Origin of the sequence: Mesorhizobium sp. M0938, assembly GCF_040319125.1 — a bacterium.
GTDB classification, from domain to species: Bacteria; Pseudomonadota; Alphaproteobacteria; order Rhizobiales; family Rhizobiaceae; genus Mesorhizobium; species Mesorhizobium robiniae.
In genome coordinates, this window is record NZ_JAMYNS010000028.1 from 1 (window position 1) to 22,610 (window position 22,610).

Consider the following 22,610-nt stretch of genomic DNA (forward strand, 5'->3'; position numbering starts at 1 on the left):
CCAAAGAAAGCTTGACGCCGGCACCGCGGTGCTCAGGGGCTCATGGCCGCCGGATACACGTCTGCGGTCTTCACCGGATGGGTACCTTTCGGGCAAGTTCCGCAGGTTCAAGGAGATCGTTGACGGCGCCGCCACTTGGGAGCTGCGTCGAGTGCATGGTCGAGCTTGCCGCCCAAGGTACGTGGCTTCGAAATGCGTGCGATTGCGCCTCATTCAAGACCGGTAGCGGGTGGTCGCCGACATACAACGGGGCGCCGGCGACTGAAACGAACCCGTCGGCCACGACGGAGCAATCCTGCCGCCTGACCAGGCGCGTGGAAAAGTATCACAACGGTGACCACAGCGTCGCTTCAGGCCGTCAAAAGCTATTGCCGTGCATCAAGGCGGGCTAGGTGACCCGTCGGAGGCCGGCACCAGCGGCTTTGTCGGGACAAGACCATGCTATTGGGATTTGGCCGCCGCAGCCGCGAGCATCGCTTCTCCCATCGCAATGGCCCCTTGGGCACGCAGCATTTCACCAGGGTTCTGAATGTCGCGCAAGTCTTTGTTCTGGCTGAGTTTTGATTTTCCAACCAGGCCGGTGATCTCGATCTCCAGGGCGACGATTGCCTTAACCATCGTGTCGATGAAGTCCTTCGGCGCGTCGCCCATCTTCCACGGGGCAGGCTGCGAGGCTTCTTGCATATGAGTGAGCTTCGCCACGTTACGGCGTACATATCGCTCATCATCCCGGACAGTGATGCGTCCGTGGGCGTGGACGACGAGATAGTTCCACGTCGGCACCTGCTTGTGGAGTTCGTACTTGCTTGGATACCAGTTCGGCGAGATGTAAGCGTCGGCCGCACGGAAGATTACGAGAACCTCATCGCCATTGGCGACTTCCTCCCAGACTGGGTTCTTGCGAGCGACATGGCAATTGAGAACGCCCTTGTCTCCCTTCGAGCGGTCAAGCTCGAAGGGGAGGTGGTTCGCGTCCAGTGTGCCTTTGCTTTGGGTGACGAGGGTACCAAGCGGGTGTTTCTCGATAAGCTCGAACAGGGCGTTCTGATCAGGGACGGCAAAATGAGGCGGAACGTACAACGGTTTATCTCCTGTCGCGAATGTGCGGTTGCTAGTAATCGGCGGAGCCTTACGGAACGGGCTCCTGAATCTTCGCTGCCGTCGACGAGTGCCCCGGATCTCGGTGTCCACCACGCTCAAGAACCGCCATCGAGAAATGGGCGGGCACATCAGATGCCGCCGCGTATGAGTGCGGTTGGTCAGTGACAAGCCGCGCACTCTCGCCTTCGCTTAAAATGACCACATGGGTACCTACCACAACGCTCAGGGCACCCTGACTGACCGAGATCAACTCGCGCGTATCCGGACTATGAGCATCCGCGGAAAACACGTCGCCCGGCATAATGACCCAGCTCCACAATTCGAACATCGTGCGTCCCGAGGTCGACGAATGCAGTTGTGCAGAGCTTCCCTTGGCGCTCGTCCAAAGCCTCCTGGTCTCTGTCCGCTCGATGGGAAGGCACACCGTGGAAGGGTGCTCGTTCAACAAATCGGCCACCGAGAGCGAAAACGCCGCCGCCAGCCGACACAGTATGCCGATACTGGGGTTCGCCCTACCCTGCTCCAGCGCGACCACGGTTCCCTTGGACAGGCCGCTCAGTTTTGCCAGTCGATCCAGGGTCAGGTTTTGGTCACGCCTCAAGTCTCGGATCCGGACCGCTATCGCTTGCCCAAGGACCTGCTCGGCATCAAAGGCTGTCGTAACATCGGTCATTATATTGACTTAGGACCTCGGCTCACCTATTGCGGTCAGTATAATGACCGGGGCGAAATTGCAACTGCCCGTTAGGAAGGAAATAACCGATGCGTTTTGAGACGAAGGCGATCCACTGCGGCCGAGGGGTCGACGCGTCCACGGGGGCCGTATCCATGCCGCTGCACACCAGCACGACGTTCGAACGCGGCGTCAACGGGTCATTTCCGTCCGGCTTCGAATACACAAGGGATGGAAATCCTACACGCAATGCGTTCGAGGCGGCCATGGCGACGCTTGAGGGAGGGGAAGACGGCATCGCCTTCGCTTCGGGCATGGCCGCAATCGCTGCAGTTTTCGAGAGCCATCCGTCGGCGGGTCGGATCGTTCTGCCGGATGACATGTATTTCGGCATTCGTTCGCTGATCGAAGAGACCGACATTGGGTCTCGCTTCGACTTTGCCCCAGTCGACATGCGCGATTTGGACGCTTTGCGCGCCGCGGTGACATCGAAGCGGACTGGCCTCGTCTGGATCGAGACGCCGTCAAACCCGATGATCCGCGTTGTCGACATTGCGGCCATCTGCGCAATCGCGCACGAGGCAAACGCCTTGGCGGTGGTGGACAATACGTGGGCCACCCCAGTGCTTCAACTGCCACTCGAAATCGGGGCAGACGCAGTGATGCACTCGGCGACAAAGTACATTGGCGGCCACTCGGATTTGATGGCCGGTGTCGTCATTGTCCCAAACGCGTCACCCCTCGGTCGCCCATTGCGGATGGTCCAGAAACACAAGGGCAGCGTCGCAGCGCCCTTCGACTGTTGGCTGGCGTTGCGGGGCCTGCAGACATTGCCGGTCCGCATGCGCGCCCATTGCGAAGGCGCCCAGAAAGTGGCCGAGGCCTTGGCGTCTCATCCGCGCGTCGAAAAAGTGCTCTTTCCTGGTCTGCAAACTGATCCGGGACACGATCTTGCTACGCGGCAAATGAGCCATTACGGAGCGATGCTATCCTTTATCGTCGAGGGCGGAGCCGATGCTGCAATGGCCGTGGCCGGCCGCCTGAAGATTGTTGTCCGGGCGACAAGCCTTGGCGGGACGCATTCTCTGATAGAGCATCGCGCATCCGTTGAAGGTGCGAAGTCCAAAGCGCCAGGCGGATTGCTGCGAATCTCTGTAGGGCTTGAACATCCTCAGGACATTATCGATGACCTGATGCAGGCCCTAGGCGAAACCTGCAAAGCGGGAGTCCAATGACGGGTGCAAGACTCTGGCGCCGCTTTATGTGGCGGCTGGCGCAGCCGACGATCGGCAGAACAATGTTCCTGCTGAGTAGAACGCACGTCCTCTGGTGAACCGCTACCGCCGTGTCGCATCGTCTCGGGCGCGTGGTCGCATGGGTGATGAACGTCTTCGGGTTTCTGGACGATGGCCACGCGCCCGACCGGAAGCGGAAATACCCAGATTTGCCGTTGACCTGCTGATGCTCAACCTCGTCGGAGATCGCGGTCAGCAGATGGGATGGATGTGCTGGCACTACGGCAGTTTGACAAGCCGGCCATCGGGGCGCTAGCACCGTCCAAAGCCAATAGTCGCAGGGCAGAACTGACCGCACCAAGCGGGCTGCGGGACCCATCAGCTAACGGCCAGGTTGGTACCTCAACGCGCATCAGCACCGTGGATGCCACATTGTCCTTGTTGCGAGCGCGATCTCGGAACTTCGTTGTGACGCAGTCAGTGCACAGAGCGCACCGCTGCAAGCAAATGAGCGGAAGAACGACACCAGTGGAGGTGAGAAGTGATGCGGCGTCAAGATCCTCCGCGCTTTGCGGCAAACACACTGATCCCTCTTCACAACCCGGTCTTTCGTTCTATCTGGACAGCCACGCAGATATCCAGCCTTGGCTGGCTGGTGCAGAGCGTGGCTATAAGCTGGCTCATGGCCACGATTTCAGCCTCCGATCTGATGGTTGCGCTCGTACAGGCTGCATCGACACTGCCCGCGTTCTTCTTGTCGATCCTTGCTGGAGCCATTGCAGACAGCTTCAGCCGCCGTGGCGTGATGCTTGCCGGACACTGCCTGATCGCACTGGCATCCACGGCGCTGGCACTCTCTGTGGGACTGGGCTTTGCTAGTCCATGGCTAATCCTGGGACTGAGTTTCTTGGCCGGATGCGGCTTTGCCTTGAACGATCCAGCCTGGCACGCCTCGGTCGGCGATATCCTGGAAAAGCGCGACATACCCGCTGCAGTGACGCTGATGTCGGTGGGGTACAACGTGGTTCGGAGCATAGGACCGGCGCTGGGCGGTGTAATCTTAGCTTTGCTGGGCCCCCTTACGGCTTTCGCCCTCGCTGCGCTAAGTGACCCGGTCCCGTTGAGCGCTGTTCTGCGCTCACAGTGGCAAGTTCGCTCTTCGCCTCTTCCGCGCGAGCGGATGACTACGGCCATTCATGATGGCATGCGATTCACGGCGATATCCTCAGAGATCAGAGTGGCGATCGTGCGTGCAACCCTGTTCGGGCTATCAAGCATCTCGATCCTTGCTTTGCTCCCCCTCCTGGTTCGCGACCAACTGGCGGGAGGGCCAATTGTGTACGGCGTGCTATTGGCCGGCTTCGGCACAGGCGCCTTCATCGCCGGCATTGGCAGCAGCTACTTGAGACGCATCACGTCCCAGAACCGATTGATCACGCTCGCATCCGTTGCTTGCGCAACGTGCTGCCTTTTGATGGCCCTCACATCGTCGGTGGCTGTGGCGGCGATCGCGCTTGCAATCGGTGGCGCTGGCTGGGTTGTCACCTGGACCGGAACCGACGTGTGTGTGCAGTTGGCAAGCCCAAGGTGGGTCGTTGGTCGCACCCTGTCCATTTATTACGCCCTGACCTACGGCGGCATGGCAGCGGGTAGCTGGATCTGGGGTGCTGTCGCGCAGTACTATTCGCTGACGTGGGCTTTGGAAGGTGCTGCAGCGGCACTGTTGCTGGTCGCGGCTGTGGGAAAGCTATTGCCGGTGCGGCTATGGGAGGAATCGGATCAAGCGGCCGTCGACTTCAGGCCACCAGAACTGGCCCTCCCTTTGAAGCCCAGGAGCGGTCCGATCGTGATCAAGGTGGAGTACTCGATACTGGAGGAGAGTATCGATGAATTTCTGAGCTGCATGCGCGAAAGGCGGCGCGTTCAGAGCCGCGCCGGTGCGCGGGACTGGACCCTCCAGCGCGACCTTCAGAAGTCGACGCTTTGGACCGAGACCTTCCGCACGCCGACATGGACGGACTATCTTCGTCTAAACCATCGGCTAACGGTGAATGACAGGGACATAGGCGAGCGCCTTGCCGCTCTGCACATGGGTGATTCTCCGCCTCGCATCTCACTTTCAATCGAGCGGTCGACAAGCCCCGCCCCCGGCAGCCAAGTCCAGCCTGTGCCTTTTGTATCGCGCCCGTGAGAAAACCAAGACTTGTCTGGGCTTGGACACGGAACGAGCTACTCCTTAATGTTGAGCCTGCCCGGATTGCAAATCGTTCCGGCCGGTTAGGCGAACATGAGGATTCGCGTGGCAATTATGTCCATCACGGGTCCCATGTTCAGCCCGACACCCCCTCTGCCGCCAGATCGGCTTGAGCACGGATTCAGGTCGCCTGTCCTTTGCATAGCGGCGGGCAACGAATAGCAAGGGGGCGGAGGGTATCCCCGTCTGCGAAGCGGGGCAGAGGAGGAATCCGCAAGGCGGGTTGCTGGGGAGAGGGGCCGCGCGCCTCTTTCCGCCTAGTTTTCTCCGTTACAAAGTCCTCCCGGGACGGACTGCAAGTTCACGCCAGGGCCAACAGCATGGTTGCTCGCACGGGCGACCGCCGCGTCTGCCGGTCCTGCGAGTAGAATAAGATCGGGAAGTGCGGCTTCATCCTCGATGCCAGAACTCGCATCGCCGTACCGCGGCCGCCAGAGCCCCTTGCGCTGTCACGAGTCAGCCCACCTTCTAGCTGGCAGCCCATCGGGAGCCGATCCGCAGCACCTGTCGGCGCGCCTTCCGTGTCAACGCAGAACATGATGCATATTCCCAGCGCTTTTTGACAGAGCGAACTACAAAATGCAGAACACTGACTCTCCGCCAAATGAATGCTGCGAGCAAGCAGCAGGCGGAGGAACTCCGTCTGGGCTGAGTACCTGTTTCAACGCGGACAAATAAATTGTAGCCAGTTCACGAAACGCCGGGCCCGCTCCTCTGGCGTCCGATCGTCCAGGAAATCCCCTCGGCGCGCACCACGCCAGACACCTCCTTACCGATATGATGCTCAAGCACCGGCCGCCAAGGCACCAGCGTGAACTCGCGCGATTTCTCGATGACACCGTATTTTCCGCCGGCGAGCTCGACGCAGCGGCGCAGCGTTCCGTCTATTCGATTGCCATGCTGCGCTTCAGAATACGAGAGCCCGAGTTCGTCCGAGAGCTGACTGGCAACACGGTTCAGCTCTCGTTGGCGCAGCATTGAAAGCATGTTGGCGCGATAGATGACCCGATCCTGCGCATCATGGGCAAGACCTTGCGCGATCAGCCACTGCTGTCGGCGGGCCTGGATCTGACGTACTTCGCGACCGAAGCCAGAGTCGCGCAAGGACTCAGGGTGGGCTGATACCAGCTCCTGGTCGATCCAGGTGGCGCCGTCGAAGCCTACTTGGCTCTCCAGCGGCATTGATGAGAGCTTGTCGATGACAACAGGCTGGGCCCTCGCTCGCTGACGCTCGTAATCCGCAACGCGGTTGAGATGGTCGGGCGCGACTGTCCATGTGCCGTCCGGCTCGCGCTCGACGCCACCGGTCGCACGGCGGATCGCCTCCAGTCGCCGCACGTGCGTTTCGGCAAAGCGTTCGGTGGCCGAGGGGTCATGCTTGAGATGGATATCGATGCTGTAGCGCCCGTCGTTGACCGTCGCGATGCCGGCAATTGTGCGGTCGACTTTTCTTGGCCCGGTGTCCCTCGGCCTGACCCGCACTATGCAGCCCTCTGGTGTCGGTTGGGTGGCCTCGCCTTTGCCGATATCAAAATAGTGGCTTTTGCCGTCCACGCCGTCGACGACGAGGTAATGGCGGTCAGTGATTTCGTCGGCCAGCCCGCGCCCGACGACACGTCCGACCACGGTTTGAGCCGACCCGTCGGATCGATCGTGGATAAGATGGTCGGCGGCACTGCGGACGAGCCCCTTGCCGGTCAGCTCGCGATGGATGGTCTTGACGATGTCGCCGCGCGCGCCGATGCGGCGTAGCGTGGCTTCGAGCTCATCCTCCAGGCGCCAGCGACCGGCAGGCATCTCCTCGGCGAGGCCCATCCGCTCGAGCTTGCGCAGGCGGCCCTGGTGCAGCGTCTGGCGAAAGGTGTCTCGGCTGGCCAGTGAGACACACCCCTCATCGTCGCGCATGCGCATCAGCTGCCGGTCGATGCTGGTGAAGCGTTCCTGCTCCATCTCCTGGCGCAAGCGCTGCTCGATCTCGCGGTCGGTGCGCGGGCCAAGGTCGAGGCTAACCAGTTCGGCTGCGCGCTCGCGCAAGCCAGAGGAGATGTAGTCCCGCGCTATGACGAGGTTTTCGCCGTGATTGTCCCTGCCGCGCACGATGATGTGGGTGTGGGGATGGCCGGTGTTGAAATGGTCGACGGCCACCCAGTCTAGCCTGGTGCCGAGGTCTTCTTCCATTTGCGCCATGAGGCGACGGGTGAGCGGCTTCAGGTCATCATACTCGATACCGTCTTCAGGGGCGACGATGAAGCGGAACTGATGACGGTCACCGTTCGCGCGATCGAGAAAGGCCCTGCCGTCCGCGCGGTCATTGTCGGCAGCGTAGAGCTCGCCACGCTCGCCTTCCCGGGTGACGCCGTCGCGCTGGAGGTAGCGGAGGTGCGCACGAGCCCCGTCGACTCCCTTGCCGGCCAGCTTGACGATGCGTGCCTTGACGACTGCGCGCCGCTGCCGAAACGCCGCGTGGCGGTCGCGCGCTCTAAGAACGGCGGCAGCGGCCCCGCCGCGCCCCACCCGGCTTCCGATGAAGCGGCTGCCACGTCCGCTCCTGCCGCCTGCTCGGTTGACCGCGGCCTGCACCTGGCCAGCGTAGCGTTTGCCCGCCTTCGAGCCGCGCGAGCCAATTTTGCCGAGCTTCGGCGTGAATTCGTTATCCTGCATGCGGCCTCCGATGAACCAGCAGCAAAATCAGAAGCTTGCCCGCCACACCCTCCTGGACTCGGAGGCAACCTCCGGGGAAAACGATGTGCAGACAGACACTTCGCCGCCTCCAGGAGGCGCTGCCTTTATCTTGCCTTCCGCCGACCTGCCTCCCTGCCCCGCCCGAACCACGGTAGCCGCTGCCCTCACCTGCGATCCGGCCGGCCTGACCTTGCTCGCTCCGATCCGAGCGGCACCAGGAGTTGGCCATTCGGGCCGGTCACGGAAACACCGTTTCGGAGAAAAAACAGCGACTGCCCGGACGGGATTCCCGGCGCGCTTTTGGAACGGGATTTGCCGGTGAGCGCGTCCATATCGGCGGCCGAAATGCCCGCCGCCTTGATCTCTTCCAGATACGAAACCGTCTCGCTGGGCAGCGGTCGCCCGCGCTGCAAATGCTGCTCGTAGAGCTCCGGCCCGGCGTTATAGGCTGCAAACAGGCCTGGAAATCCGAAGCGGTCATACATGGCGCGCAGATAGGCAGTGCCTGCCAGAATGTTGTCGCGAGGGTCGTGCGGGACGGCTCCCAGGCCAAGCTCTGCGCGCAACTCCTCGTAGGTGGCTGGCATCACCTGCATGAGGCCAATGGCGCCGGCGCTCGACGTGACCGGCCGCCCATTGAGCGTCGTCTGCCCCCGGCTTTCGGCATCCATGACGGCATAAATCCAGGTCTGTGGAATGCTGAAACGCCGGCTTGCTTCGGCTACGAAGGGCTGCCATCTTGCAAGCTGCGGACTATGGGAGATGACGACCGGCTTCGTGTTGGTCGCGGCGGAACAGGAGCATGGTGCGAGACACGCCATGCTCAGCATAAGGAGGGTCACTCAGTCCATAGCGGCACGAGCCTCCCGATGATGTTTTCGGCCGGCACCGGCCCGAAATAGCGGCTGTCGAACGAGCGATCTTTATCGCTGCCGAGCAGGAAAACCTCGGCGGCGGCGAGTTTTCGGCATGCATTCCACCAAGGCAGCGGACGGTGCTGCGTGTCGGTTGCAAGCCGGCGCGCGGCTATCTCGCCGCCGATGATGATGGCGTCGCCGAAGGTGCAGACATGCTCGCCGGGCAGCGCCGCAAGGCGCTTAATCAGCGGCACGTTGCTGGGCAGATAGAAGCGTTCGGCGGCGAGATCGGCGACCGGTCTTGGTGGGCGGACGAGTACGAGATCACCACGAGCGGGCGATCCGGATGCGACGCGATAGAGGCCGACCGGCGCACTCGCCGAGGCGTTCCAGACCAGCCAGGGCGATGGTTTGCCGAAGGCGGCGAAGCCGATCAGGCCAAGGCCGATTGTGGCAACGACGATCGTCTTGCGGGCTCGAATGCGCCGCAGATGGCTGCCGATCAGACGGATGGTGGGACGCCGGCTCATGAGCGGCCTCCCTCACCGGCCGAGCCGGATTCGTGCGCGCCATCCTCGGGCGCGGTCTCCTGCGCGTGCCCCTTCGACCAGTCGTCGAGTTCGTCGATGTGATAGCGGACATAGCGGCCGTGCTTGCGGAATTGTGGGCCACCGCCTTTGAGGCGCATCTTCTCCAGCGTGCGCTGGGACAGCCCGATATAGAAGGCCGCCTGCGCGGTGTTGAGAAACGGACTGCCCTTCTTGGCGCGGGCTGCGCGTTCGTTTTCGTCGTCCATGATGATCCTCGGTTCGTTACGGCAAGCGAGGCGAGGATCGGCGAGCGAGATCGTTTTGGGGACGGGCGAAGAGTGGGGGGCGAGTTTTCGCCGCCCCTTCGGCGGCCTCACGGGTCCTGAGAGAGGCCCTGCGCCGGTGGGCGGCGCAGGGCTTTGCGGGTCGGCCGGTCAGTCGACCGGGTTCCAGATGATGGCGTAAGTGTCGTCGTCATCCTGGCCGGCGGCGCGGCCCAGATTGGCGTAGAGCTTGCGCGGGCCAAACTCGGGGGCCGCAATCGACAGGCTCACATAGTCCTTGCCGGAGGTCTCGCCGGTGCGGATCCAGGCCGCACCCACTTCGACCCCTTGCGTCAGCACCCGGTAGTCCGGATGGGTGTCGGCGCTCTTTGCCTGATTGGGCACGATGTCGATGTCGGCGCGGACGCTGAGCGTCTTGAGCTGGCCCTTGTAGCCGCCGTTTTCCTGTTTGGTGACGTATCCGATTGCGGTCATTTTCAGTCTCCTCTTGGTGCTCGCAGGGGACCATTCCCCTGCGATGGCGGACCGTGATGGGCGCGTCCGGACCGCCGGAACCGGCACGGCCGCAGCGATAGCGGAGGACCCGAGCGGGGAGCTTTTTTGAAGCGAAGCGGCGCGAGGAAGCCGCCGCAGGCGGCGGGGAAAAAAGCTGCCGGCGAGGGTTTCGGGCCGGCCGGATCCGCCCATAGGTCGTCAAGCCAGGCGCAGGGGAATGGTCCCTGAGACACAATGGAGACAGGTTGCGCGATCGGGGGCACAATAAGCAGGCGGCACTATGCAGGGGGCCGGCGGCGCAGGCTCTCTCGGCAACCGGATGTACAATTGGCCCCATGCGCCTGGCGCCTCAGCAAGCAATCCGGGGCGGTGCGGGGCTGCCGAAATGGGGGCGAATTGGCGTTGAAATTTATCGCACGCGGCACTGGCTCGGCAAGACGATCAATCGGAGCCGGCGCGGCCCGGAGCGGCGCGCGCGTCCTTAGCGGCAGTACTCGAGAAAACGCCGCTCGGGCCCTGATCGACTATTCGCCACGAACAGCGACTGCTTCCTTGCGCACAGATCGGCGAATAGGAAGGCCTCGCGGCTGGTGTAGCTTTCGGCCGGGAATTTCACCCAGCGCGGCAGCCAGGCCTCAAGCTGAGGCGGCTTCTCGATGTTCTTGCCGCCGATCTCGGTGAGCATCGAATCGGCGATTTCCTCGTCGCGCAAGCGATCGAAAGGCATCGTCCGGTTGCCACCATATGCCCACGACGCGCACGAGATTATCGTCGCCGAGCGCCCACCTTGCGCGCGAACATGCCGGCGGCAGCAAGGGGTCGCGATTGCCGCTGGCCACCACCGGGCAGGCCAACAGCTTGTGCCGCATTTGCCGAATGCGGCGTCAGCCTTGCAGCCGGCAAGGATGGCAGTCACCGTCTCGTTGGCTGCGCGCTGCGACCCGGGGCGCACCTTGGCGATGCAGATCGGCATAATTCTGCATCGGGGCGGGTGAGTCCCGGGCGCCGTCGGGAATGGGCATCTCCTCGCTATCCGGCGTCGGCTCGGTCGTGGCCAGTTGAGCATCGGGCATCGTCATGCCGCAGTCCCTTCTTGCGCCTCGCCTTCCGCATCGGCCTGAAGGCCAAGCAGGAAATCGGCGGCCTTCGAAGCGAGGCTGGCGGCACGGAAAATGGCGCGGTTGTCCTCGCGCAGCACCTTCAGCCATGAGCCGATGTAATCGGCGTGACGCACGGTCGGCTCGATGCCGAGATTGCTGCAGACGAAGGCGGCAGTGATTTCGGCGACCAATTCTTCACGCGCGTAAGCCTTGGAGCCGAAGGAGCCGGAGAGGTCGCGAGCAAGCCGCGTCGGGTGGCCGGTCCAGTGGCCAAGCTCGTGAAAGCAGGTCCGGTAATAGTCGATCTGCTGATGGAACGCCGGCTGCGGCGGCACCTGAATGTGGTCGCTGCCCGGCATGTAGAAAGCGCGATCGCCGCCGACCCTGAAATCCGCACCACTGGCGCGAATCAGCGTTTCGGCCTGCGGCGCGATCTCGCACTGAGGCAGCGGCTCGGCGGGGGCATGGAGGTGTTCCGGAAGATTGTCGCACTGCGCGACATTAAAGACGGTAAAGCGCTTCAGAAAAGGCACGGCCTGTGGTGCATCGCCCTCGTGGCGTGCGCGCTCCTTCTCGTCCTTGGGGACAAAGCGGTCGGCATGCACGATGGTCGTGCCGCGCTCGCCTTTCCTGACATTGCCGCCCAGGGCAAGCGCCTGCCGGAAGGTCAGCCAATTCTGGCTGGGATAGCTGCGCTCGATGACGGCGCCCCACAGGATGAGGATATTGATGCCGGAATAGCTGCGCCCCGTGGACGCATTCCTCGGCAGGCCGAGGCCTGCTTTTGCGCTGCCCCATGGCTTGACCCATGGCACGGTACCGCGCTCCAGCTCGGCAATGATGCGGTCGGTGATCTCCTGATAGAGGCTGGCGCCCGGGCGCCTGCCCTTGCCTGCGCCAGCCTCTCCGCTGGTGGTACGCTTGCTGTTTGCACGCATGTGTTATCCTCCGCTCACCAATCGCCGCGCCTTTCCCCGGAAGCGGGGTGGGCGGCGAGTCGCGACCGGAAGGGCCCGCCCAGTAGGCGGACCGCATCCGAAGGACCGGAACGAAGAGGAGGACCCTGAGCGGCACGCGAAGGGTTGCGGGCTGCCGCAGCGGGTCTAGAAGGGAGTGCCGCCCGCCCCGCGCCACCGGGAAAGGCCAACAGACAAACCGCGCCGCCCGCAAGGGCGGCGGCCGTCACAGCCCGAAGGGCTGCCCACGCCAAGGGGCGAAGCCGAATGGCCGAGACCGCCTGAGCTTGCCGAAGAAAAGCGGGCTCGGTTCACGAGCACCTGGTGCGCGTCGTCAGGCGCGCGGGCGCGCGCCAAGTTTTTTCGCACATGGTCAGGCGGCGCAGTTACGTCGAGAACCCAAAGGCACCGCCGCCGTGCGCGCGGCTTCCTCCGAAAACCAGCGCTCGCCTTTCAACAAATTGAGGCATTGTCCTAGACAATATTCCTGTCCGGATCATGATAGATGCGGCGCGCCCGCTAGGACCGGAGGCTGGACAGAATCTCGCACGGATCAGCGTCAATGGCCGCAGTTATGTCGAGAAACTCGATGACGTCGAGACGCCGCTCTGCGCCCTCGTACTTGGCCACGAAGGATTGGGGACGACCAAGCTTGTCAGCCAGCTGCTCCTGGGTCAGGCCTTTGGCCTTGCGCAGCGAAACCAGCTGGGCCAGAAACCGCTGGTGGCGGGGCGATCGAAGGGATTTGGGCATGGAGGCGAACCGGTCGGGTAAAGACCGGATCAGCGACTAATCCCGGTTTCGGATTATCCCATTTTGGGATATACTGCGTGCGCTCACAGGCGAGGTTCGCAGGCATGAATGGACCAATGGGAACAGATGAGACTCGAAGCTCAACTTTGAGCGATGAAGTCCCCTGGTCGGAGAACCTCACGAGCTACGACAGGGAGCATTTCACAATCTACCTGCGGATCCTGGATGCCTGCGCCGACAATGCCAGCGAAAAGGAGATGGCCGAGCGCATTCTCGGCATCGACCCGTCCATTGACCCGGTCCGCGCCCGCAAAGCTCTTCGCAGCCATATCGACCGTGCGAACTGGATGGTGACGACCGGCTACAAGGAACTGTTCGGCGGCTGATGCACAACGCCCACTGCCACGTGTTTCGAGCAGGCAAGTCTCTGTAGCCAAATTCGGCAGCGCACGGCCGCGACGGCCGGCGCGGCGGGAGCGGTCACAACTGGTTCGCGTGCTGTTTGACTGCCACTTCCAGTGCTTGCATCAAAGGCACAGCCTTGGAGAAGAGGAAGCCTTGAGCGGTTCGGCAGCCAAGCTTGTGCAGGGTTTGCCGATCCGCCTCTGTTTCGACGCCCTCGGCCATGACCTCGATCCCGAGCATGTCACCGAGTTCGATGACCGATTTGACAAGCAGTCGGTCCTCTCGGGACTTGGCCAAGCCGCGAATGAAGCCCTGGTCTATTTTCACCTTGCGTATCCGACGGTCCTTGAGAGATGCCAAGGTAGAAAAGCCGGTGCCGAAGTCATCGAGCGCGATGGAAATACCGGCATGTGAAAGCCGTCCGAGCTTTTCATCCACTCTGTCCGGGTCCACCGGCGATTCTTCGGTAATCTCGATTTCGAACATCGTCGCAGGCAGGCCTCTTGCCGCCAGACCATCCAGAACCATGTCGTCGATATCGCCGGCTTCCAGTTCGCGAGGGGAAACATTCATCGCCACACGAATGTCACGACAGTCAGCTTTCACCAAGCCGTCGATAAAAGCACAACAGTCGGCGAATACGGTTTGCGTCAGCAGCTGAAGCATTCCGGTTTCGCGTGCGGCCGTGATGATTTCGGGTGGAGAGATGGCACCATGCGTCGGATGGGACCATCTCAGCAAGGCTTCAAAACCGACCACCGTCTCGGTTTCGAGTTTCACGATCGGCTGGAACCAAGGTTGCAATCTTCCCGTCTTTATCGCCGAATGAAGATCCCGTTCGATCGACTGGCGACGTTGCAGTTCCCTGTCGAGTTCGGCATCGAACAGGCAAAATTCGTTCCTGCCATGGCGCTTGGCCGTATACAGGGCGATATCCGCCCGCAACAACATTTCAGTCAGGCTCGGCGTCTGCGCCAAGTATATCCCTATCGATGCCCCGACCCGAACGGACGCGACCTCGATATAGGGGCGAGCAATTTTGGCTATGATATTGGAGGCGAGATCACTGGCAGAAAGCGAAGCTCTCGTTGAGGGAAAAACCAGCACGAATTCATCGCCGCCGATACGAGCGAGCGTTGAGCCTTCGGGTGCTTCCTGCTCTATGCGGCGGGCGATCATGACAAGCAGTTCATCACCGGTCCTGTGACCGTAGGTGTCGTTGACAGATTTGAAGCCGTCCAGATCAATCAGCATTGCCACGAAGGGGCCATCCGCGGTCTTGAACCGACCGATGGCGTGTTCAAGGCCCCGCCTGTTGAGAAGGGCGGTCAGATGGTCCTCCCTGGAGTTGCGCTCCATTTCCGACGCAAATCGCTCTGCCTCGTGTCTCAGGCGGCTTGCTTCGCGGAAGCGCGCCTGCCCAACAAACGAAGCTCGGACCAAGCCGCCCATGAAGAGCAGAACGGTGAAAGCCAGAATGTAGCGTTCAAAATTGCCTTTCGCCAAAAGGCACGCCACCGTGATGAGGAGTGGAGGTGTGATGAAGCTGGTCGCCGCCGCGGCATACGAACTGCCATATGTAACCGCACCAGCTGAAATGCCCGCCAGTATGACCAGATGCATCGGTGCTTGTGGTGTTGTGTATCCAACAGTCAGCACGGCCGGGAAGGACCAGGCAAACCCTGCCAGAAGGGCAAGGACGCCAAACATGCGAAGGCGCGGCAAAACGCCAAGCAAATCCTGATGGCGCCCCGTTTCCTTTAGCTGAAAACGGGCGAGTGCAAGCCGGGCGGCATTTAGCGCATTGACGACCAGGAACCAGCTTGCAGCGGCAAAGCCGCCGCCAGAAAGGGCCTGCACCGCGCAAATCAGGCCTGACAGGATCGCGCTTATCGGCATCGACACGAAGAGCCCGGCCCTCAGGTCAGCAAGCTGATCCTGACGGATTTTGGCCTCCAGCGATTCTTCTTCCTTTAGGGGTGCCATGAATGGACCAGCTTGCTTGCGTCGTTGTTCGCGAGGACCAAACCTATGCAAGCCCACTGAAGGACGGGTTAACTACCCAGCGAGGGTAACCAGTGCGCTCACCATGCTGCGGGTCACACCTTTGGCTTAGCATTGCCGAATCATCAAGGCTTCGCCCGCGCGCGTGCCTTGATCCGAATCATGCCATGATCGGCAACGTCACCAGGAGACAGCCTTGCCCCGCGACGACGCGCGCCAGCAAGACAAGGAAGCCTCGCCGAGACAGCGTTCCAGAGCGGCAGCGCTCTGTGCGATTCACCGCCTGAGCATGGCCGAAATGCCATGGCGGACAAAGGGAAGATGTTGGGCAAAGCGGAGCGCAGCATGTCTTGCAAGCCGTGCCGCCGGGTGCTCGCTTGAGTAGAGACCGACAAGCATGTTGGTGGCATGATAGAGCGGCCCCGCCGACAGCCGCAGCCGGCTTTCGTATCTGCCGAGCATGTCGGGATCGGCAATGTCGCGGCGGGCGCGACATGCTGTCAGTATTTTATGAGCGAGTTGCTTCTGGCCGCCGAGGCCGATGTTGAAGCCATGCGCCGTCACCGGGTGCATGCCGATGGCAGCATCGCCGATCAGTGCCGCACTCGGAGCCGAGAACTTGTGCGCCCAGGTCGTGACCAGCGGATAGGCATGGCGGGTGCTTGCCAGGGTCATCTGCCCGAGGCGTCCTCGACACCGGTTCATCAATTCCATGCGGAACAATTCGTCGTCGAGAGCAAACAGTCTGTCGGCCTCGCTTGAGCGCAAAGTCAGAAGCAGCGACGACACGCCTTGCATGAGCGGCAACATCGCTATGGTCTGATGGTGGTCGAACCATTCGACCGCGATCTGGTGATGGACGCGCTCGTGCCTCACTCGGCAAATCAGCATGGAGTGGCCAAGCGGATGGATGTTGGCGCCAATGCCGAGCAGGTCGCGCATCGGGGACAAACGCGAATCCGCTGCTACGAGCAGCCGAGCGGCCAATTGCCTGCCATCAGAAAGCGTTATGACCGCCTCGTCTTCGCTATTTGTTGCATTGACGACCGAGTTGCCGCACAGCAGCCGGGCATGATCCTGGAAGTGGACAATTTTGAACAGGGCATCGCGGATCCGACAATTTGGGACCAGAAATCCGAGTGGTTCCCCAGATCCGCTGGGAGCATCGAAGCTCAGGGCGAAAGGGCTGGATCCGTTGAGCACGCGCGCGCCATGAAGCGGTGATTTGTCCGATGCGGGGATGGCATCCCAGGCGCCGAGCTCGCGAAGGATTCTCACTGATGCGTGGGTCAGCGCGATCTCGCGACCGTCGAAAGCCGGATTCGCCAGGCTGTCGAGCGACTGCCGTTCAACCACTGCCACCTTGAGTCGGCTCCAGGCGAGCGATGCTGCGAAGGCAAGTCCGACCGGCCCAGCTCCGACGACAATGATGTCGAATGTGTCGACATAGCCGGCCATCAGCGTGCCGCCATAGCGGCTATCTTCGATACGAAGCGCTCTTGAAGCATCGCAATCACCCACGGTTTGCCGCTCATCTCCCCAACTCGATAGACATGCGTTCTCCGTTGGAAGCCTGGTCAATGAAACCATGCCGATGAAGAGATAACGCTGATCTGGATCAACCAGGCTCGACAAACCCGGCAGCGGCGGGTTCACGGTCGAGTGGTCGATTGCCGTGAAAACGTCTCCATGTCTGGGCATTCTGAATGGTCGGCTTCCCAATCGCGTGCCCCTCCTGGCCACAGGTTCGGCAACGTATTGTGGCTGATCCGTTCTTCGCACGCGCGCCGATATCGGCATGACGCGGGCAATCGCCAGCAAAGATTCGGTCGACTGACGACCAGCATCCGCACAGTCGTTGGCGCCGCCAACCGGTTCAGCCTCGCGGCTCTTCCCGATCGATAAGGACCCGCTCGGCGGAGCCGTGTCGAGATCTTCGTATTGGCCGCTCTTCAAGATCCACAGGAAGCCCCGGTCCAAGCCCCACCAAAACAGGCAGCGGCCATCGCATTTCTGTCAGGACGGGCGTCTTGCTGCCGACAGCGTGCTCTCCGACCATAACGCGCTAGACGCCGAAGGAACTCGCCGACGGCCTCATGTCCAAGTGATGTGGGAAGGGAGCAAACCAAAGGGACTCTGCTTGGCGTCCCCGCTTTTTTCGCAGCTATGAAACCATCACTGAGAACGGATCCGTACTGAGGAGGAGGCGGTCCTTGACTTGCCCGACGCCGGCAACCTTCTCAGCCGCAACGATCGCTGCCTTCCGCTGACGCTCGTCGACAATCGCCCCCTTCAGTTCGACAAGGCCGTCGCTGACCCTCACATCGATCAAGTCACCACCGCTCCAGGTTTGTGGCTGCAGTTCGGCAAGGATAGCCTTGCGGATCAGTTCGTCATCGGGTGGCGTGTCGCCGAGATGACGTGTGTGGTCATCACCTGATGGATGATCCGTCCATTCGAGCGCACACATAGTCATTGGCGGTTGTGCCCGGGCCAAGATCAAGCTCCAGCCAGCGCGGACGCACACGCTGGGTTCCGAGTTCCTCTCGGCGCAAGAAGTCGCTTTTGCTTACAATGCCAACCAAGGTGCCGTCGCTGGTCGTTACCGGCAGGCAGCTGACTTTGCTTGAAAGCATGACCGCTTCGGCGATCGTCGCGTTCGCATGCGTCGTGATGACTGGCTTTGTCATTAAGGATTCGGCTTGCATCCTCACCCTCCTGATCTTTCGTCGGACGACGATAGGACATCCCGACCCGCGGCGCGTTGGATCTGAATCACTTGGAACGAGTGGCATTCTCCGCGCCGTCGTCGCTGTCGATGAGGATTCGCTCGGCGGCACCGTCGAGATCTTCGTACTGACCACTCTTCAAAGCCCACAGGAAGCCCCCCAGGCCAAGCGCACCAAGAAAGAGTGCCACAGGTATGAGGTAGGCAAGGGTTGTCATGAGAATTGGGCCAATTTGGTGATGTTGGAACGCCTGTCGCGCCGAACATTTCTCGCCGGCGAATTTGGCACCGAACTCTGCAAGCGCAGCGCATTTCCGATCACAAGGAGCGAAGAAGCGGACATGGCAATCGCGGCGATAAGAGGCGTGACATGCCCCAGTATGGCGATCGGCACGGCGATGGCATTGTAGACGATCGCAATCGCGATGTTCTGGCGGATCAGGTGTCCCGCCTTGCGCGAGACGTTCAGCGCGAGAGACACTGCCAGAAGGCTTTCGCGCAGGAATACGAAGTCGGCGGCATTGCGGCCAATGTCGGCGGCGGTGGCCGGAGCGATCGAGACATGCGCCGCGCTCAGCGCCGGCGTGTCGTTGAGGCCGTCGCCAACCATCAGAACCTTGTGTCCGTCTTTCGCCAGGGTCTCGATGCGCTCGACTTTGCCTGACGGCAGCAGGCACGGGACGAAGTCCTCGATACCCAGCTTTTCTGCAACTTCACCGCAGGCGCCGGCAGTATCGCCCGACAGCATTTGCATCGACACCCCAGCATCGTTCAATCGCTTGATCGCCGCCGCCGCGTCGGCGCGCAGCGCATCCTCGAAATCGAAGGTCGCGACAATGAACCCGTCTTTTGTCAGGACCGTTCCACCATAGCCATGTTTGCCTTCACCTCCGGTCCGGGCCTTCCAGCCGGCCCATCTGCGTCGACCTAGCCGCCAGGCGCTTCCCGCGTCGGTGGCTTCGATTCCAAACCCTGGATGCTCGGTGACGGCATCAAATTTGTACTGCCCGCCGGGATGGGCAAAACCGGCTATGGCCTTTGAAAAAGGATGGCGGGAATGCGCAGCCATGTCTCCCGCGATTGCCAGCATGGCCGGATCGATCGACGATGCATTGACCAGCCGGGGCTGGCCGAGCGTGAGCGTCCCGGTCTTGTCGAACACCGCTGTATCAATCGTCGCTAGGCGCTCCATGGCCGAACCGTCCTTGACCATGATGCCGCTCTCGAACAAACGCCGCGCGGCGACCACCTGAACGATCGGTACGGCGAGGCCGAGCGCGCAGGGGCATGTGATGATCAGAACGGCAATGGCGATGGTTGTCGCCCGGTGCCAGTCGCCGGTCGCCGCCATCCAGCCAAGGAACGTCGCGAAGGCTGTGAGATGAACCACCGGGGCATAGAGCGCTGAAACGCGATCGGCGATCCGGCGATAATACGCGCGGCCGCCCTCTGCAGCCTCCATCAGCCGAACCATTTCCGCCAGGAACGAATCCTTCGCGGCGGCTGTCGCCTCAATCGTCAGCGGGCCGGTTAGGTTGAGGACACCACCCTGCACGGCTTCGCCTGCTGCGACGCTTCGAGGCGTGCTCTCGCCCGAGACAAGCGAACAGTCCAGATCCGATGCCCCTTGAAAGATTTCGCCGTCGACGGGTATCCTTTCGCCGGCAGCAATCAGCAGCTGCATCCCTGGTTCGATCTCGCCAACCGGCAGGTAGTCGCGTGTACCATCGCTGCGCAGCACCATGGCGCCACGCGCCGCCAGCTGCGACAAGCCTTTCACCGCAGTCCGGGCGCGCTCCCGCATGACATGATCCAGCGTGCGGCCGATCAACAGGAAGAACAGTAGCGACACCGATGCATCGAAATAAGCGTGGTCGCCATGGTTGATCGCCTCATAGAGGCTCATGGTGTAGGCGAGGGACACTCCGACCGCGATCGGCACATCCATGTTCATGCGGCCGTGACGCAGCGCATTCCAGGCCGAGCGGAAGAAGATGCCGCCGGCGAAGGCCAGTGCCGGGATCGCGATCAGCGCCGAGACCCAATGAAACAGGTCCCGCGTTGCGCCTTCGGCGCCGGACCAGACCGAGACTGAAAGCAGCATGATATTGCCCGCCGCAAAGCCGGCGACAGCAACGGCGCGGATCAGCTCCGAAAGCGTCTTGTCCTTGTTGTCGACCTCGGGGTCGAACAGATGCGCCTCGTAGCCCAGCCGTCCCAGCGCGGCGACGAATGGTGGTACCTGGTTTCCACGCCAGCGGACCGCGACCCGCTTCGTCGACAGGTTGACACGAGCGCTCTCCACTTGATCGAGCTTTCCCAGTGCTGTCTCGATCGCCTGGATGCAGGCCGCGCAATGAACCGTGGGGACCGAAAGATCGGTCTGGCGAAGACCATCGCCAAGCGAGCGGCTCGCCAGCCTGATCTCCTGGCTGGACGGCAGAACCGATCCGGCGTTGACCAGATCAAGCGCCATTTCGGCGCCCGGTGCACAACAACTCATTGCAGCGCTCCATTGGAAATCATGATCCTGCGGACGTCGCGATACGGTTTGTCCAGACCGGCGTCGGCGTCGACTTCGACAATCCAGACGCCGTCCTTCGGCATGTGCTGGGCTGCGAATTCCTGGCCCGAGGCGGGTGCGAGGGTGACCGACTTGTCCTCCTTCTCGTATGCGGGATGGCGAAACAGCACCTTGACGCCGTGCAAGGGAACCGGCTTGCCGGCGGCGTCGGTGAGGCCGTAGCGGACTTCGCCCCATGCAATGGTCAGCTTGCCGGTCCAGCCAAGGGCTGCTGCGCGCGCCCCTCCTCGGCCTGCTTGTTGAATTGCTGGCTCGCCACATAGGTGTTTTCGACGACAAGGCCGGTCCAACTTGTGTTGGCGAGCGTGGCCATGGTCAGATTGACCGCGATGACCACACCGAAGAAGGCAAGGATGGTGAACAGCATGTGCCTGCCGGTGAATTCGCGGGTTTTTTGTGTTCTGGCGCTCATCTGGCAGTCTCCGGCGCGTTGAAGGTGGCGGTGTATTCGTCCGACTCGAAGCTCGCCTTGTCCTCGACACGGAACTTGAAGGTCTGCGCTGTGTCCTGGATTTGACCCGCTGGCTGGCGCACGAAGACCTTCAGCATTTTCAGGCGGTCGGGTTCGACCGGAATGGCGAAAGAACGGCCTGCCGGGATGTCGTCGCCGACGACGCTCATCTCGCCCCCGTGCAAGCCCTGCATCGTGACAACAATGGTCCGCGGTTCGGGGATCATGTTGAGCAGCTTGACGGTGTAGCCGTTGCGGATCGAGCCGTCGGAGAGCGTGACGAATTGCGGATTGCGGTCATGCAGCACGTTGACTTCGAGCCGATCGCGCGTCAGCAGCGAATAGAGCAGGCCGAGACCGATCAGCGACCACAAACCCATGTAGACATAAGTGCGTGGCCGGAAGATCTTGCTGACATGGAAATGCGCCACCTTGTCGGAGAAAAGGCCACCAGCAGTCCTGACCAGCGACGGGTTGACTGAACTGGAGCCGCCCGCGGTCGCCAGCATCATGTTGGCGTTGTAATCGGAGAGCGTCGCGTAGGAAATCAGCCCACGCTCCCTGCCGAGCTTGTCCATGACGCCGTCGCAGGCGTCGATGCAAAGCGCGCAGGTGATGCATTCGAGCTGCTGGCCGTCGCGAATGTCGATCCCCATCGGGCAGACCGCGACACAGGCATTGCAGTCGACGCAGTCGCCGACGGACTGCCCTGCAGCTTGCACCTTCTTCGCATGACGCGAACGCGGTTCGCCGCGCCAGTCATTGTAGGTGACGGTGAGCGAACTTTCGTCGAGCATCGCCGCCTGGATGCGCGGCCATGGGCACATATAGGTGCAGACCTGCTCGCGCATCAGCCCGCCGAACGTGTAGGTCGTTGCCGTCAGCACGGCGACGGTGATGTAGGCGACGGGGGCTGCCGTGCCGGTGAAGAGTTCGCCAAGCAGGCTGGGCGCGTCACCGAAATAAAAGATCCACGCGCCGCCCGTCAGCGCGCCTATGATCAGCCAGATGGCGTGTTTCGACACCCGCAGCACGAGTTTGCGGCTGGTCCAGGGACCGGCGTCGAGCTTGATGCGCGCATTGCGGTCACCCTCGATGGCTCGCTCGACGACCAGGAACAGATCGACCCATACGGTCTGCGGGCACGTATAGCCGCACCAGGCACGGCCAACAGTCGACGTGATCAGGAAAAGACCGACGCCGGCCATGACCAGAAGGCCTGCCACATAATAGAATTCCTGCGGCCATATCTCGATGAAGAAGAAGTAGAAACGCCGGTTAGCGACATCGAGCAGCACGGCCTGGTCCGGGCTAAACGAGCCCCGATCGCAGCGCAGCCACGGCGTCAGATAGTAGATGCCGAGCGTGACCGCCATCACCAGCCATTTGAACTGGCGAAAGCTGCCCGAGGCCCGCTTCGGGAAGATCTTCTTGCGCGCAGCGTACATTGGCTGACGCACCTTGGCGGAGTTGACCGGCGTAGGTTCGATCCTTTCTATTTGCGTGTTATCAAGCACG

20 protein-coding genes and 1 pseudogene are annotated in these 22,610 nt (G+C 61.8%); 3 read left to right on the forward strand and 18 right to left on the reverse strand.

What is annotated here, in order from left to right:
• Nucleotides 1-441: 441 nt before the first annotated feature.
• Both NKH73_RS30225 and NKH73_RS30230 read right to left on the reverse strand, forming a co-directional pair.
• A complete protein-coding gene (locus NKH73_RS30225) occupies nt 442-1,080 on the reverse strand; it encodes an FMN-binding negative transcriptional regulator (protein ID WP_352938694.1) in 639 nt (212 codons plus the stop codon).
• Nucleotides 1,081-1,129: 49 nt separating this feature from the next.
• Nucleotides 1,130-1,774, reverse strand: coding sequence for a helix-turn-helix domain-containing protein (locus NKH73_RS30230; protein ID WP_352938696.1), 645 nt, complete (start codon nt 1,772-1,774; stop codon nt 1,130-1,132).
• Between the two features lie 89 nt (nt 1,775-1,863).
• On the opposite strand from NKH73_RS30230, the gene NKH73_RS30235 reads away from it, so the two are divergent.
• Together NKH73_RS30235 and NKH73_RS30240 are read left to right on the forward strand one after the other, a co-directional pair.
• Nucleotides 1,864-3,009 (forward strand): trans-sulfuration enzyme family protein, encoded by a 1,146-nt coding sequence (locus tag NKH73_RS30235; protein WP_023740430.1) that lies wholly within the window; start codon nt 1,864-1,866, stop codon nt 3,007-3,009.
• Between the two features lie 544 nt (nt 3,010-3,553).
• Nucleotides 3,554-5,200 carry an MFS transporter gene (locus tag NKH73_RS30240; protein WP_352938698.1) on the forward strand — a complete coding sequence of 549 codons (1,647 nt, stop codon included), beginning with the start codon at nt 3,554-3,556 and terminating at the stop codon, nt 5,198-5,200.
• A 753-nt stretch (nt 5,201-5,953) separates the two neighbouring features.
• On the opposite strand, the gene rlxS is transcribed toward NKH73_RS30240, so the two are convergent.
• The 8 genes from rlxS to NKH73_RS30280 form a co-directional block, all read right to left on the reverse strand.
• Nucleotides 5,954-7,924, reverse strand: coding sequence for a relaxase/mobilization nuclease RlxS (rlxS, locus tag NKH73_RS30245; RefSeq protein WP_352938701.1), 1,971 nt, complete (start codon nt 7,922-7,924; stop codon nt 5,954-5,956).
• 185 nt (nt 7,925-8,109) lie between these two features.
• Entirely contained in the window at nt 8,110-8,775 is a 666-nt protein-coding gene (locus tag NKH73_RS30250; RefSeq protein WP_352938752.1) for a lytic transglycosylase domain-containing protein, read from the reverse strand.
• A gap of 8 nt (nt 8,776-8,783) precedes the next feature.
• Nucleotides 8,784-9,332, reverse strand: a complete 549-nt coding sequence (locus NKH73_RS30255; RefSeq protein ID WP_023735796.1) for a S26 family signal peptidase — start codon at nt 9,330-9,332, stop codon at nt 8,784-8,786.
• The gene (locus tag NKH73_RS30260; RefSeq protein WP_023735797.1) at nt 9,329-9,598 is read right to left on the reverse strand and encodes a helix-turn-helix transcriptional regulator; all 270 of its coding nucleotides are present in this window, start codon (nt 9,596-9,598) and stop codon (nt 9,329-9,331) included. Before NKH73_RS30260 ends, NKH73_RS30255 begins: the two co-directional genes overlap by 4 nt.
• Nucleotides 9,599-9,766: 168 nt before the next feature.
• Complete coding sequence (locus tag NKH73_RS30265) at nt 9,767-10,090, reverse strand: DUF736 domain-containing protein (RefSeq protein WP_023735798.1); 324 nt, start codon at nt 10,088-10,090, stop codon at nt 9,767-9,769.
• A gap of 502 nt (nt 10,091-10,592) precedes the next feature.
• Entirely contained in the window at nt 10,593-10,838 is a 246-nt protein-coding gene (locus NKH73_RS30270) for a hypothetical protein (RefSeq protein ID WP_156934444.1), read from the reverse strand.
• A 348-nt stretch (nt 10,839-11,186) separates the two neighbouring features.
• Complete coding sequence (locus tag NKH73_RS30275; protein WP_023766617.1) at nt 11,187-12,149, reverse strand: ArdC family protein; 963 nt, start codon at nt 12,147-12,149, stop codon at nt 11,187-11,189.
• Nucleotides 12,150-12,686: 537 nt separating this feature from the next.
• A complete protein-coding gene (locus NKH73_RS30280) occupies nt 12,687-12,920 on the reverse strand; it encodes a helix-turn-helix domain-containing protein (RefSeq protein WP_023735803.1) in 234 nt (77 codons plus the stop codon).
• Nucleotides 12,921-13,024: 104 nt separating this feature from the next.
• Here NKH73_RS30280 and NKH73_RS30285 point away from each other — a divergent pair, with 104 nt between their 5' ends.
• Nucleotides 13,025-13,306, forward strand: a complete 282-nt coding sequence (locus NKH73_RS30285) for a DNA -binding domain-containing protein (protein WP_352938754.1) — start codon at nt 13,025-13,027, stop codon at nt 13,304-13,306.
• 94 nt (nt 13,307-13,400) lie between these two features.
• Here the strand turns inward: NKH73_RS30285 and NKH73_RS30290 are convergent, their stop codons facing one another.
• From NKH73_RS30290 to ccoG, 8 genes and pseudogenes are all read right to left on the reverse strand, one after another.
• Nucleotides 13,401-15,311, reverse strand: a complete 1,911-nt coding sequence (locus NKH73_RS30290; protein WP_023694859.1) for a putative bifunctional diguanylate cyclase/phosphodiesterase — start codon at nt 15,309-15,311, stop codon at nt 13,401-13,403.
• 294 nt (nt 15,312-15,605) lie between these two features.
• Nucleotides 15,606-16,787 (reverse strand): 5-demethoxyubiquinol-8 5-hydroxylase UbiM, encoded by a 1,182-nt coding sequence (ubiM, locus tag NKH73_RS30295; RefSeq protein ID WP_352938757.1) that lies wholly within the window; start codon nt 16,785-16,787, stop codon nt 15,606-15,608.
• Nucleotides 16,788-17,493: 706 nt separating this feature from the next.
• Nucleotides 17,494-17,805, reverse strand: a complete 312-nt coding sequence (locus NKH73_RS30300) for a BON domain-containing protein (protein ID WP_352938704.1) — start codon at nt 17,803-17,805, stop codon at nt 17,494-17,496.
• The gene (locus NKH73_RS30305) at nt 17,762-18,037 is read right to left on the reverse strand and encodes a CBS domain-containing protein (protein WP_245272648.1); all 276 of its coding nucleotides are present in this window, start codon (nt 18,035-18,037) and stop codon (nt 17,762-17,764) included. Before NKH73_RS30305 ends, NKH73_RS30300 begins: the two co-directional genes overlap by 44 nt.
• 67 nt (nt 18,038-18,104) lie before the next feature.
• A complete protein-coding gene (gene ccoS, locus NKH73_RS30310) occupies nt 18,105-18,275 on the reverse strand; it encodes a cbb3-type cytochrome oxidase assembly protein CcoS (protein WP_352938707.1) in 171 nt (56 codons plus the stop codon).
• Entirely contained in the window at nt 18,272-20,560 is a 2,289-nt protein-coding gene (locus tag NKH73_RS30315) for a cation-translocating P-type ATPase (protein ID WP_352938710.1), read from the reverse strand. Before NKH73_RS30315 ends, ccoS begins: the two co-directional genes overlap by 4 nt.
• Nucleotides 20,557-21,053 (reverse strand): annotated as a pseudogene (locus NKH73_RS30320) (FixH family protein). The gene NKH73_RS30315 and the pseudogene NKH73_RS30320 overlap by 4 nt, the downstream one beginning before the upstream one ends.
• Nucleotides 21,050-22,609: a cytochrome c oxidase accessory protein CcoG gene (gene ccoG / locus NKH73_RS30325; protein ID WP_352938713.1), complete on the reverse strand. Its 1,560-nt coding sequence runs from the start codon at nt 22,607-22,609 to the stop codon at nt 21,050-21,052. The pseudogene NKH73_RS30320 and the gene ccoG overlap by 4 nt, the downstream one beginning before the upstream one ends.
• Between the last annotated feature and the right edge of the window lies 1 nt (nt 22,610).

Coding starts and splice junctions, on each gene's coding strand:
- NKH73_RS30315 (WP_352938710.1), bottom strand. CDS start 20,560: ATGAGTTGTTGTGCACCGGGCGCCGAAATGGCGCTTGATCTGGTCAAC.
- NKH73_RS30290 (WP_023694859.1), bottom strand. CDS start 15,311: ATGGCACCCCTAAAGGAAGAAGAATCGCTGGAGGCCAAAATCCGTCAG.
- NKH73_RS30255 (WP_023735796.1), bottom strand. CDS start 9,332: ATGAGCCGGCGTCCCACCATCCGTCTGATCGGCAGCCATCTGCGGCGC.
- NKH73_RS30235 (WP_023740430.1), top strand. CDS start 1,864: ATGCGTTTTGAGACGAAGGCGATCCACTGCGGCCGAGGGGTCGACGCG.
- NKH73_RS30280 (WP_023735803.1), bottom strand. CDS start 12,920: ATGCCCAAATCCCTTCGATCGCCCCGCCACCAGCGGTTTCTGGCCCAG.
- ccoS (WP_352938707.1), bottom strand. CDS start 18,275: ATGACAACCCTTGCCTACCTCATACCTGTGGCACTCTTTCTTGGTGCG.
- NKH73_RS30260 (WP_023735797.1), bottom strand. CDS start 9,598: ATGGACGACGAAAACGAACGCGCAGCCCGCGCCAAGAAGGGCAGTCCG.
- NKH73_RS30250 (WP_352938752.1), bottom strand. CDS start 8,775: ATGCTGAGCATGGCGTGTCTCGCACCATGCTCCTGTTCCGCCGCGACC.
- NKH73_RS30265 (WP_023735798.1), bottom strand. CDS start 10,090: ATGACCGCAATCGGATACGTCACCAAACAGGAAAACGGCGGCTACAAG.
- NKH73_RS30240 (WP_352938698.1), top strand. CDS start 3,554: ATGCGGCGTCAAGATCCTCCGCGCTTTGCGGCAAACACACTGATCCCT.
- ubiM (WP_352938757.1), bottom strand. CDS start 16,787: ATGGCCGGCTATGTCGACACATTCGACATCATTGTCGTCGGAGCTGGG.
- NKH73_RS30285 (WP_352938754.1), top strand. CDS start 13,025: ATGAATGGACCAATGGGAACAGATGAGACTCGAAGCTCAACTTTGAGC.
- NKH73_RS30305 (WP_245272648.1), bottom strand. CDS start 18,037: ATGCAAGCCGAATCCTTAATGACAAAGCCAGTCATCACGACGCATGCG.
- rlxS (WP_352938701.1), bottom strand. CDS start 7,924: ATGCAGGATAACGAATTCACGCCGAAGCTCGGCAAAATTGGCTCGCGC.
- NKH73_RS30300 (WP_352938704.1), bottom strand. CDS start 17,805: ATGACTATGTGTGCGCTCGAATGGACGGATCATCCATCAGGTGATGAC.
- NKH73_RS30230 (WP_352938696.1), bottom strand. CDS start 1,774: ATGACCGATGTTACGACAGCCTTTGATGCCGAGCAGGTCCTTGGGCAA.
- NKH73_RS30275 (WP_023766617.1), bottom strand. CDS start 12,149: ATGCGTGCAAACAGCAAGCGTACCACCAGCGGAGAGGCTGGCGCAGGC.
- NKH73_RS30270 (WP_156934444.1), bottom strand. CDS start 10,838: ATGCCTTTCGATCGCTTGCGCGACGAGGAAATCGCCGATTCGATGCTC.